Here is a 12,396-nt window from a genome sequence, read left to right as displayed (position 1 = left end):
AACAAAGGCTTTTCGATTCGAAAAGCCTTTATACTTTTAAAACAACTCCAATTGCTGAGGTCTGCTGACATTGAAGGTCTTACGGTGATGAGGCGTTAGACCAAGCTCCAGCACCGTGGTCCTATGCCTTACGGTCGGATAACCTTTATTTGTTGCCCAATCGTAATGTGGGAATTCTTTTCCCAGCTCTTCCATATACTCATCCCGATACGTTTTAGCCAGAATAGAAGCCGCTGCTATAGACAAGTATTTGCCGTCACCTTTAATGATACATTGGTGTGCAATATTGGGATATGGAACGAATCTATTTCCATCGATGAGTAGCAGTTCGGGTTTGATATGAAGCGCATCCAAAGCCAAATGCATGGCTTTGTAGGAAGCATTATGGATATTAATTTTATCAATTTCCTCGGGGCTCACGGGCATGACAGCGTATGCCAAAGCATCCCTTTCAATAATAGGTCGTAAATCTTTCCTCTTCTTTTCGGATAATTTTTTCGAATCATTCAATACCGGATTGAAATATCCTTTTGGGAAAATTACGGCAGCCGCAAAAACGGGCCCTGCTAAGCATCCTCTACCGGCTTCGTCACAGCCTGCTTCAATCAATTCTTCTTGGTAATGTGATAATAACATTTCTGCTAAAATATGTAACTTCTCTGTGATAAGTGCAAAAGTTGTCGCGAATACCACAACTTATTGCTTTTTTTGTACTCAATTAAACTTAAGAGTTAGACAGTTGTCTAATAGCAAATGTAATCATAAGAAAAGAAACCTAATGAAAAAGCTTTTTATTGTTTTATTATGTTTTATTCTCCCTAGCCTTACATTTGCTCAGAAAAGCAAGAAGGAAAATTATCGATTTGCAACCGTGGGTGAGATCCATATTGATGGCAATATGGATGATTGGGGCAACAGCCTTACTACGCTTGATGGCGATGTGTGGGCTTTTGGTGTAGGTGAACAAAACAATTTCTTAGTTGTTGCTATGGTAATCAAAGATCCTCAGTTACAGCAAGAAGCGTTGCGCGGAGGGCTGTTTGTCAATGTCAGTTACAATGAAAAAAAGAAGGAAGGTGCACGATTGCAGTTTCCATATTGGGATAGAGAGCGTAGAAGGGCATTGGCCAATAATGAAGAGATTCAGGACAATTTCCAGCAAGAAGTGCTTAAGAATGTAAATGGATATTTTCTGTCTGGCTTTGCGAAGGTTCGTGATGGTGTATTGGCTCTAGAAAATGACTATCGTATAGAAGCAAAGGTGCGCCTAGACAGCAATAAAGTATTGTATTACGAGGCGCGGATACCATTGGATTTGATTGGATTGAAAAGCGAAAATATCGCGGTAAATCTTGGCGTTAATACAAATTTTGCTTTGCTCAAACGAGCAGCAGCACAAGCCAACAAAGCAAGGAATGCAAATATGATGTATCCGATGATGGGCAGGCCGATGATGCAAAGCAGTCCTAAAAATCCTTACAAGGTGGATACAGAAGTCTGGGTCATCGATAAAATAAGAAATTAGTTACACAAATAAATATGAGGTTTTATAGAGCGTTAATTGCTGTATTTTTTTTGAGTGTGAGCTTAAGCTCATTTGCTCAATCTCCCAAGGTCGTGCAGGGATTATTGCGCGATTCGTTATCTAGAATAATTTCTGGAGCTACTGTTCAGTTGATTTCTGCTACAGATACTGTAAGTACAAGTAGTTCAGCAGGGGGCATTTACACATTTAATAATGTAAATGCGGACAATTTTAAAATCAAAATTGCCAGCATCGGTTTCCAGCCTTTTGAAAAAGAATATGCTTTTCCGGCAGGACAAACTAAAATGATGGTCCCTACTATCGAATTAAATGCCATTCCAAACATGATTGAAGAGGTTGTGGTGAGCGGAGTAGTGACTATTCAAGTGAAAGGGGATACTGTCGAGTATGCGATGGACAACCTAAAATTACGTCAAGGTGCCGTGGCTGAGGATGCATTGAAAAAACTACAAGGTGTAGATGTAGACAAAGATGGTAATGTGACTGCTCAAGGGGAGCAAATTACTCGTGTGCGTATCAATGGTAAAGATTTCTTTGGTGGTGATGTCAAAACAGCTACTCAAAATTTGCCAGCTGATATCATCCAAAAGATGCAAGTCGTAGATGACTTTGGTGATATGGCCAACCTTACAGGTAATAAATCCGGTGAGTCAACTAAGGTATTGAACATTCAAATTGACCCTAAATATAACAACGGTTACGCAACGACAGTACGTGTTGGTGGTGGTACCCAAGATCGCTATCAGACTACAGCTATGTTTATGGGTTTCAAAGAGAAGACGCAAGTGTCTGTATTAGGAAACCTGAATAATATGAATGCGCCGTTATTTGATTTTAATGCAATAGGCGGTGGTGCCAGAGGACGTCAAGGTGGTGGCGGTGGCCGTGGTGGCGGAGGTATGTTTGGCGGTTCTGAAGGTATTACCAATACTGGATCAATTGGACTAAATGTACGTCATGACTTTTCGGATAAGCTGAAAACATACGGATCATATTCTTATGGACGCGATGATAACAACACCTTGTCAAATGCTTTTACGGAGTATATTGGACAAAATCTAACACAGGGAGATACTACAGATAATAATAGTATTCGTGGAAGTCACCGTTTCGAGGGTAATCTTGAATGGAATATAACGGATAAAGATTATATCAAAATCACGCCTCAAATAGGTTTTAATGACAATAGAACTAATAATTGGGGTAATTCTATTCTTTTTAACAATGAGAACTTAGATTATGAACAAATTCAGACATCAGATAATTCGTCTACAAGTCCGCGCTATAATTTCTCAGGATTGTATAATAGAAGATTAAATGATAAAGGACGCAATTTGTTCTTCAACTTTAATTATGATAACGCTTCTACAACGAACGAATATGATCAGATTTTAGATCGTGAAATATATGATCCTGCCAACCAGAATACACCTATAAGTGAAATATACGAAAGAACGATACGTGAAGCATTGAACAAAAGTTGGAATGCGGGTGCTTCGGTATCGTACTTAGAGCCATTATCGGAGAAAAGTAAGTTGGAGTTGGCTTATGATTATAATACGAATGACTACGATAATAGTGACAAACAAGGAGCAAGGGATGCAAATGATAATCCGCTAGCTGATCCAAAGTTGAACTTTGATTATAACTACGATTATGGATTCACTACACACCGATTTGGTGCTAGTTATATGTTCGAAAACGAAAAGGTAAAATATTCATTAGGTGCTGCGGTCCAACCATCTGTATTAAAAGGATCTGCAAAATCGTTAACAGACGCGGTGAATATTGATCGTTCGAACTTTAATATCATCCCAATTGCACGTTTTGAATACAAATTCTCACGTCAATCGAATATTACATTCAATTATTCAGGACGCTCGAATGAGCCAGGTATTTCGCAGATATTGCCTTTTGAAGTAAGTACAAATAGAACAACAACAACACTGGGTAATCCGAATTTGGATCCTGAATTTAGACATTCGATGAATGTACGATTCAGAACAGGTGATTTCCAAAAAGGTAAATCATTCTTCGCGATGTTGCGTTCGGAGATTACTCAAGATAAAATCGTTTCTCTGAATAAACGGTATAGAGATACGCCAGATTTAGGAGCAGATCCAAATGCAATTTCATCAGGTATTATACAAGAAGTAGGATATATCAATGAATCTGATCCTGTATATAATATTAATTCATTCTACCACTGGTCTAGATCTTTGAAAGAGAAGACATACAATATCATGTACGGTGGTGGTGTGAGCTATGCACGTACTGTTTCTTATTTGACAGATGACCAAAATGCGAGTTTACAAAATAACGTTAACGCATTAGGATTTGACAAAGGAGTGAACAATAACACTACCTTAACGCAAATGTTATTCTTCAGATACAATCCTTCTGAGAATTTTGAAATCAATCCGGGTGTTAGATATAATTATACATGGACGAGCTCTACTTTGCCAGCTTTTGCGGCAGCGAATACACAAAAAATTATTCCTAACGTAATAGGCTCGGTAAATCTTACACCGACTACAATTTTTGGTGCCGATTTATCCAAAGAGTTTAATACAGGTTTCCGCACGAATGCGAATCCATTTATTATCAACTCGTACATCGAGCAACGATTCTTAAGAGATCAACGTGCTACGATTCGTTTCCAAGCATTTGACTTGTTGAATCAACAGACTAATATCAACCGTACGGTGGGTGAGATCTTGAGAGATAGTCAGACCAATCGTTTAGCAAGATATTTTATGTTGACATTTACATTCAAATTGCAAAAATTCTCAGGAATCAATCCGATGCAAAATCAAGGACAATTCCCGGGGCATATGCGTCCAAGAATGTAATTTGAAAATACTTATAATCTAAACGGCTGTATCTCATACAGCCGTTTTGTTTTTATTGTGTAGTTTTGCAATCAATTAAATAATAGATAACTGAATGAAGGAATACAATCTTATCCAATTGGATAATGGTATCAGAATATTGTTGCATTACCAAAACTCTAGCATTACACACACTTGTATGATTGTAAATGCTGGTGCGCGAGATGAGAGAGAAGGCAAGTATGGTGTCGCACACTTTATTGAACATTTATTATTTAAGCGTACGGAGCGTCGCTCTACCAATCAAATATTGAACCGTCTGGAGCAAGTTGGTGGGGACCTTAATGCGTATACTACCAAAGAATATACCTGCCTACATGCCTCATTTTTGAATCCACATCTCGAGCGCGCTTTAGATTTGTTTGAGGATGTTCTGTTTCATTCTACGTTTCCAGAGAATGAAATTGAGAAAGAGAAAGGAGTGATTCTTGACGAAATGGCTTCCTACCTCGATAGCCCTGAAGAGTCTATTATGGACGATTTTGAAGATTTATTGTTTAAAGGAACCGGTTTAGGACACAATATTTTAGGTTTGGAAGATGATCTGAGAGCTTTGCAAAAGCCTGATGTGATAGATTTTATGCTCAGTAATTATGATACCAATGAAATCGTGATTGCTATAGGAGGAAATTATTCACTGGCCCAAGTTGAGCGTATCAGCAACAAAATCTTTGGTCGTATCAAACCCAATACTCGAAGTCGCCAAGACATTGCTATTATTGAAAATAAAGGACAACAAATAACCATCGAAAAGCCTATTAATCAGGCGCACTATATGTTGGGAATCCAAACATTTGGAATCTTCGACGAGCGTAAAACAGCTATGCTATTGCTCAATAATATGCTGGGGGGATTTGGGATGAGTTCTATTCTGAATTTGGGTATCCGGGAGAAATATGGCATTGCCTATACCATAGAGTCCAATTTCACGATGTACACGGATGTTGGACATTTTAATATTTACTTAGGTACGGACGAAGAAAAGCTTAAAAAAGCGGTGTCGCTCGTATTTAAGGAACTCAATAAATTAAAAGAAGGTCCTATCTCTGCTTATCAGTTGAAGCAAGCCAAACAGAAATTCAAAGGACAGATTGCACTAGCAGAAGAGAATCGCATGAGCATGATTATCGCGGAAGCGAAAAATATTATTGATTATGACAAAATAATCCCTCTCCAGGAGGTATTTGATAAGATCGATGCGGTGCGTGCGGAAGATCTATTGGAACTTAGCACGATTTATTTTGATGCCGATAAGTTAATCTCGTTGAGCTTTGTGCCGGGCGACGAATAGCTTTTCAGCAATATTATTATATTTGCCGAATAATCTCAATTAGAAATAACCTTTAACAAAGAAAATAAGTCGTCATGAAAACAGCTTACATTTTCCCGGGTCAAGGGGCTCAATTCGTAGGAATGGGTCAAGACCTATACAATCTTAATGAAGAGAGCAAAGCTTTATTCGAAAAAGCAAACGATATTTTAGGATTTCGTATTACCGACATTATGTTTAATGGTACAGACGAAGATCTTAAGCAAACCAATGTGACCCAACCAGCGATTTTCTTGCATTCGGTGATATTAGCAAAAGCATTGGGCGACAAGTTTCAGCCCGCAATGGTAGCGGGTCACTCGTTGGGCGAATTTTCGGCTTTAGTCGCAGCAGGTGCCTTATCGTTTGAAGATGGTCTTAAGCTTGTTTCTCAACGTGCTAATGCGATGCAGAAAGCCTGTGAATTACAGCCTTCGACCATGGCAGCAATTTTGGGCCTTGATGATGAGACAGTAGAAAAAATATGTGCGCAAGTAGAAGAGGTCGTAGTGGCAGCAAATTACAACTGCCCTGGACAGTTGGTGATTTCGGGATCTATTGAGGGAATTGACAAAGCTTGTACTTTATTGACAGAGGCTGGAGCTAAGCGTGCGTTGAAATTGAATGTAGGTGGTGCTTTCCATTCTCCATTGATGGAGCCAGCGAAGGTAGAGTTGCAAGCCGCTATTGAAGCGACAGCTATTCAATCACCAATATGTCCGATCTACCAAAATGTAGACGCAAAAGCATACACCGATCCACAAGAAATCAAAGCCAACTTGATCGCTCAATTAACGGGGGCTGTGCGCTGGACGCAGACAGTACAAAATATGCTGACAGACGGTGCGGAAGCTTTTGTAGAAGTAGGCCCAGGAAATGTATTGCAGGGATTAGTGAAAAAAGTAGATAGACAGGCGCAGGTTTCCGCTGCCACTATCGCAGAATAATATAACAAAAAGAGCGACTTTTTTTTCAGTCGCTCTTTTTGCTATAGCTAATTATCCTTAAAAGAATAATAATGGTCTTGGATGACCTGCGCCAAGAATTGCTCAGGCCTTTCTGTTGATTTCCTCCCAATCATGAGCTCCACTTTGGCGGCTAAAGCCTTAATGATTTCATAATTTTTTCGGCGATAGCCCGTATTATAAATATCCTTGATTTCGTTGATCTCTTGATCGGAGAGTTTATAGACTTCTTGATACACCACCTCATGCTCAACAGCTAATTCCTCAAATACCGTTTCGCGTAGATTGAGTGTAGGTTTAAGGCTGATAACAGCTGTGTCCGCGGCTATGTCACCCAGGCGTTGTGATTTGGAAGACAGAATAATGCTAGTCAAGCCGATGCCTCCCATACTCAGAAATATATCGACAGCATTTGATACCCAACGAATAAAATATTGGTAGAAAGTAGCGCGCGTGCCATCAATCTTTACGACCTTAAGTTTCATGATTTTCTTACCCAGAGTTTGGCCGTTCATGAAAGTTTCGCTCAGCAAGGGATAAAAAAATACGGGTAGGTACACTAAGGAATTTATTCCCCACATGGCCCATAGGTCTAATCCTTCTAGAAAATGCGTGACATTAAAAAATAATTGCACCAAGAAAACATAAAGTATCATCATACCATAGTCCAGCGCAAAGGCTAATATGCGAGAACCCACAGGCGCTAATGTGTATTCAAAATTTACGTTTTGCGGTGTATTTATTAACAGCTTATTCATATATTTAGAAGGACAATTAAACTTACAACATGCGTGAGGCTTCTTTTGTAGAACGAAATAAAGAAAAATGGCGTTCAATTGAAAATAATTTGCTCCATATTGTTGAGGTGGATCCGGATATATTAGCCTCCAATTATATCGAACTCACCAATGATCTCGCGTATGCTCAGACATTTTATCCGGAGAGCAAAACCAAAGATTATCTGAATGAATTATCCATTCGGGCTCATCAATTAATCTATAAAGATCAAAAATCTTCTAGCAACAAGCTCGCTCATTTCTTTACGTATGAAATTTTCGAATCTATCTGGAAGATACGAAAACCCCTGTTATATTCCTTACTTATTTTTGTGCTTGCGAATATTATAGGCATTATCTCCGCCCATTATGAAGATAGCTTTTTGAAATTTATTATGGGCTCCAGTTATGTGGATATGACTGTGCAAAATATAAAGGAAGGCAATCCCGCCGGTGTCTACCAGCAGGGATCAAACTGGGGTGGAGCGTTGGCTATCACCATCAATAATGTGCGCGTCGCATTCTTTGCTTTTATATATGGCATATTCTTTAGCTTGGGCACGGGATTTATACTGATGTCCAATGGCATTATGGTCGGCACATTTCATTATATGTTTTACAAATATGGGGTGCTTGCTGAAGCTATGTCGGCAATTTGGATTCACGGCGCTATCGAACTTTCTGTTATCGTCATCGCGGGTGGATGCGGTATTGCTATGGGAAATAGCATTTTATTCCCCAAGTCTTATACTCGTCTGGAATCCTTCAAAAGAGCGGTAAAGCATGCCGCTAAGGTGCTTATCAGTACGATTCCATTCTTTATAATAGCAGGCACACTAGAAGGGTTCGTCACGCGGTATTACCAGGTCTCGATAGGGATGTGTTTGATCATTATTTTTCTATCCTTCCTATCCATTGTATATGTATATATTGTTAAACCAAAACAAATGGCACTTAAATACGCATGGAGTTAATAGATTTTGAATTCAGAAAGGAGCGTAAGTTAGGGGAATTTGTACAAGATTTTATTAACTTATTGAAAATCATAAATAGGCACTTAGTGGCGGTTTTATTAAAATTACTGTTGATTCCGATCAGTGCGGTGATTTTACTCGGTTATTATATATCCACCCAAATCAGCCTCAACACGGCGTACACTTCAGTGGATACTGTCCATGTATTTATGAGTTTTTTGGTTCTGGGAATAGGTATTCTATTGATCGCGCTCTTTGCATTTGGATTAGGGATTGAGTATTTCATTTTATTGCGCAATAGCAAAAGTTTAAATTTTAATTCCTCCGATATTCTGCGCCAATTTAAGGTTCATATGCCGATGTACCTCCGGTTCTTTTTAGCGATGTTGGTTGTAGGCGTGCTCATTTCTATTCCCGCAGCATTAGCCATAATGTTATCGGCGCTGATTCCTTTTATAGGCTCTTTCGCTATGGGGGTGATATTTGCCATGATTGGACTGTGGTTCTTTTCGGCATTTATGCTCTATAGAGAAGGGTATTACGATTTAATAGACTGTTTTGGATCTGCCTTCACGATGTTGAAGAAAAAGATATTAGAATATGGGCTGGCCTCTTACATTGTTTCTTTTATTTTTCAGGCTTTACTTAGTATTATTACTATTGTTCCAATGGCCATAGTTTTTCTTATTGCCTATAATTCATTAGGATACCACGATGACTTTTTTGCATCAGGAATCGGGCGCGGCATAGCGACTTTCGGAGGGCTATTTGTTGTACTCTTGGTTATTATTTATTACCTCCTTTCGGTGATTAGCTACGGAATCATTTACGAGACAGCTAAGGAATTGCAATTCGGGGAAGATGTTTTCGAGCGTATAGATAAATTAGGAAGGGAGACGCATGCGTAATTATTTATTATTGATATTGTTGGTCTTTTCCTCTTGGGCCGTCGCCAATACGCAAGATTCGGTTGTTGTCGAGGAATTAATGCCAAAAGATATGTCTTCCGATGAAAATCCTAAATATTGGGCGAAAGGGTATTACGACAGCATCCCGCGGCTGGACAAACTGGAAACTCCCTCGGCGCAGGATTTTGAGGATGTGATTGGAAGATACCAAAGTAAAGATTTTGAGTATATAGAGAGCATATCAGATAAGTTGACGCTATGGAATTCCATTATACAATGGATAAAAGATTTTCTGTCTGACTTGTTTCCTGATATCGATGCACGGCCAGGAGACTGGTTTTATAATGTGCTAGGTATAGCCGGTGCGGCTTTAGTGGTATTTCTACTATACAAATTCTTTTTCTCGGGCAAGCAGTTTATCCGAAATCCTAAAGAGGAACAAGCGGATGAAGGTGATAGTATAGCATATGTGGAGCGTCATCTGCTGGATGTAGATATTAACAACTACATTAATAGCGCAATTGCTGAAAATAACTACGCCTTAGCGATTCGATACCAGCAATTGCTGAATATTCAGTTGCTCGCAAAGCGTGATTTTATTACCTGGAATCAAAATAAGACCAACTTAGAACTCATGGACGAGATTCAATTGGCCGACCTCAAGGAGGAATTCAGAAATTGTTCTGAACTTTTCAATTATGTATGGTTTGGGGATTTTACCCTAACGAAAGGAAAATTTGAAGAGATAACTGCAGTGTTTAAGAATTTTCAAAGGAGGTGGTCATGAGTAAGGGAATGTGGTTGGGTATTATCTTATTACTGATGGTACTTGTAGGCATAGCACTGATCGATGCGAGCGCTAAGCGGCCTATCGACTGGAGGGAAAGCTACCTTTTTAAAGACAAAATTCCTTTTGGCACATATGTGTTCCGGGAGGAGCTACCTCGTGTAATGCCTCAGGATCGTCGCTTTAGGGGTTTTCACGAGAGCTATTACGAATTTTTGACCGAGAAAATCAATGCGAAAGCCAGCGAATCTTCTATCGTTGAAATAGCAGAATATATTACATTGAGTAAGGAAGATGTCAGGGAGCTGTTGAGTTATGTAGAACAGGGCGGCGAGGTGTTCTTTTCTTCCAAATTCTACCCCGAGATTTTGCTCGACACACTGGGGGTACAGATTGCTGAGTTGGATTATGCGCAATTTAGGCCGACGCCACGTACGGTTCATTACACACTAGGCAATGATACTGCGAGGATTTATTTAGATAAGGTGAAAGACTTTATGGTTTTCACAAAACTAAATCAGAAGAATACGACCATACTAGGTTATCTGAATGCCCGAGGAAAGGCTATTCCTAATTTTGTGAAAATCACCCGGGGAAAAGGTAGCATCTATTTACATAATGTACCTGCTGCTTTTGGAAATTATTATCTTCTACAGGAGAAAAGCTATAATTACGTAACGAAGCTGATCAATGTCCTTCAGCACAGAGAGGTCCAGCTCAAGGATAGAGGAGGAGCGCCAGAGGCGGCCATGACACCATTGCGTGTTATTATCCAAAAGCCTGGCTTGGCGCAGGCTTGGTATATGCTGCTAGCAGGATTATTACTTTTTATGCTGTTTCGATCCAAGCGCCAGCAGCGCCCCGTGCCAGTCATCTTGCCAGAACCAAACAAGTCTAAGGAGTTCGCACAAACTATTGGCAATCTCTATTATGAGAATGGCTCTCCGAGCAACATTATCCAAAAAAAGATAGAATACTTTCTATTTGAAATCCGAAATAATTTTCAGCTAGACACCTTGGATCTTACCGATGAACGTTTTATACGCCAGCTAGCACTAAAAGCTGGTGTCGATGTGGAAGAAGCCAAATCGCTGGTCCAATTGATCGCCTCTTATAAAAATAAGACTGTATCCTCGATGGAGGAAGTAAAATTAATAAATCAAAAAATAGAAGAATTCAAACACAAAGCCAATTTTATATGATGGAACAAGACAACTTGGAAAGATATAAGCCTGATTTTGAAAATAGGATAGACCTCAGCGGACTTCAAGCCAAATTGGATGCCGTGCGCGCGGAAGTGAAAAAGGTTATCATTGGTCAGGATAAAGTGATTAATATGTTATTGCTGGCTATCCTGGCGGGAGGACATTCTTTGATTGAGGGTCTGCCGGGCGTAGCAAAAACATTAACCGCCAAATTAATTGCCAAATCCATACGCAGTAATTTCAAAAGAATCCAATTTACTCCCGATTTGATGCCATCTGACGTTACGGGCTCGACCATACTTGATATTAAATCCAATGAGTTTGAATTTCGCAAAGGTCCGATCTTTGGTAATATCATCTTAATCGACGAAATCAACCGTGCCCCTGCGAAGACACAGTCTTCTTTGTTTGAATGTATGAGTGAGCGGCAAGTGACTGTGGATGGCACGACTTATCCTATGGCCAACCCTTTTATAGTTTTTGCTACACAAAATCCGATCGAGCACGAAGGGACCTACCGGCTTCCTGAAGCCCAATTGGATCGCTTTCTTTTCAAGATAGAAGTGAATTATCCTGATTTTGATCAAGAGCTGCTTATCTTACAAGAACATCATCTGCAGAAAGCAAAAAATAAGGAGGATCTGGTACAAGAGGTGGTATCGATTGACGAGGTTGTTCATTTTCAGCATATGGTCAAGATGGTATATGTGCACGATGATGTATTGAGATATATCGCACAGATTATTGCGCAGACGCGTACCAATCCTTATCTATATTTGGGTGCTTCGCCGAGGGCCTCAATTGCTGTTCTGGAAGCTTCCAAAGCGAATGCAGCCCTTCAAGGTCGCGATTTTGTGACACCCGAAGATGTTAAATATGTTGCAGAAGCGGTGTTGGCGCATCGTATACAATTGACTCCCGAGAAGGAGATGGAAGGTTTCACTCCCGCCTACATTGTACAGCAGCTTATTGAAAACGTCGAAATTCCGAGATAATGAGATTCTTGCGTAGATTATATATTGCTAATACATTTTT

11 protein-coding genes are annotated in these 12,396 nt (G+C 39.7%); 9 read left to right on the top strand and 2 right to left on the bottom strand.

Features of this window, described 5'->3' with window-relative positions:
• Positions 1 to 36: 36 nt before the first annotated feature.
• Positions 37 to 636 carry a ribonuclease HII gene (locus EDC17_RS04345; protein WP_132776949.1) on the bottom strand — a complete coding sequence of 200 codons (600 nt, stop codon included), beginning with the start codon at positions 634 to 636 and terminating at the stop codon, positions 37 to 39.
• A 142-nt stretch (positions 637 to 778) separates the two neighbouring features.
• Here EDC17_RS04345 and EDC17_RS04340 point away from each other — a divergent pair, with 142 nt between their 5' ends.
• The 4 genes from EDC17_RS04340 (at position 779) to fabD (ending at position 6,693) form a co-directional block, all read left to right on the top strand.
• Positions 779 to 1,525: a hypothetical protein gene (locus EDC17_RS04340; RefSeq protein WP_132776920.1), complete on the top strand. Its 747-nt coding sequence runs from the start codon at positions 779 to 781 to the stop codon at positions 1,523 to 1,525.
• A gap of 14 nt (positions 1,526 to 1,539) precedes the next feature.
• The gene (locus EDC17_RS04335) at positions 1,540 to 4,398 is read left to right on the top strand and encodes an outer membrane beta-barrel protein (RefSeq protein ID WP_132776919.1); all 2,859 of its coding nucleotides are present in this window, start codon (positions 1,540 to 1,542) and stop codon (positions 4,396 to 4,398) included.
• Between the two features lie 94 nt (positions 4,399 to 4,492).
• The gene (locus EDC17_RS04330) at positions 4,493 to 5,728 is read left to right on the top strand and encodes a M16 family metallopeptidase (protein ID WP_132776918.1); all 1,236 of its coding nucleotides are present in this window, start codon (positions 4,493 to 4,495) and stop codon (positions 5,726 to 5,728) included.
• A gap of 74 nt (positions 5,729 to 5,802) precedes the next feature.
• Positions 5,803 to 6,693 carry an ACP S-malonyltransferase gene (gene fabD / locus EDC17_RS04325; protein WP_132776917.1) on the top strand — a complete coding sequence of 297 codons (891 nt, stop codon included), beginning with the start codon at positions 5,803 to 5,805 and terminating at the stop codon, positions 6,691 to 6,693.
• Positions 6,694 to 6,740: 47 nt separating this feature from the next.
• On the opposite strand, the gene EDC17_RS04320 is transcribed toward fabD, so the two are convergent.
• Entirely contained in the window at positions 6,741 to 7,469 is a 729-nt protein-coding gene (locus EDC17_RS04320; protein ID WP_132776916.1) for an RDD family protein, read from the bottom strand.
• Between the two features lie 29 nt (positions 7,470 to 7,498).
• On the opposite strand from EDC17_RS04320, the gene EDC17_RS04315 reads away from it, so the two are divergent.
• Genes EDC17_RS04315 through EDC17_RS04295 form a run of 5 tightly spaced genes read left to right on the top strand, consistent with a single transcriptional unit; the run spans position 7,499 to position 12,356 of the window.
• Positions 7,499 to 8,461 (top strand): stage II sporulation protein M, encoded by a 963-nt coding sequence (locus EDC17_RS04315; RefSeq protein WP_132776915.1) that lies wholly within the window; start codon positions 7,499 to 7,501, stop codon positions 8,459 to 8,461.
• Positions 8,452 to 9,369: an ABC transporter permease gene (locus EDC17_RS04310; protein WP_132776914.1), complete on the top strand. Its 918-nt coding sequence runs from the start codon at positions 8,452 to 8,454 to the stop codon at positions 9,367 to 9,369. Before EDC17_RS04315 ends, EDC17_RS04310 begins: the two co-directional genes overlap by 10 nt.
• Positions 9,362 to 10,156, top strand: a complete 795-nt coding sequence (locus EDC17_RS04305) for a hypothetical protein (RefSeq protein ID WP_132776913.1) — start codon at positions 9,362 to 9,364, stop codon at positions 10,154 to 10,156. The genes EDC17_RS04310 and EDC17_RS04305 overlap by 8 nt, the downstream gene beginning before the upstream one ends.
• Positions 10,153 to 11,358 (top strand): DUF4350 domain-containing protein, encoded by a 1,206-nt coding sequence (locus tag EDC17_RS04300; protein WP_132776912.1) that lies wholly within the window; start codon positions 10,153 to 10,155, stop codon positions 11,356 to 11,358. The genes EDC17_RS04305 and EDC17_RS04300 overlap by 4 nt, the downstream gene beginning before the upstream one ends.
• On the top strand, positions 11,355 to 12,356 hold the full coding sequence (locus EDC17_RS04295; protein ID WP_243646039.1) for an AAA family ATPase: 1,002 nt from the start codon (positions 11,355 to 11,357) through the stop codon (positions 12,354 to 12,356). The genes EDC17_RS04300 and EDC17_RS04295 overlap by 4 nt, the downstream gene beginning before the upstream one ends.
• Positions 12,357 to 12,396 lie beyond the last annotated feature (40 nt).

The organism is Sphingobacterium alimentarium (genome assembly GCF_004342685.1).
Lineage (GTDB): Bacteria > Bacteroidota > Bacteroidia > Sphingobacteriales > Sphingobacteriaceae > Sphingobacterium > Sphingobacterium alimentarium.
The sequence above is the reverse complement of the archived record's forward strand: the minus strand, read 5'-3'. Positions and strand labels throughout refer to the sequence as shown.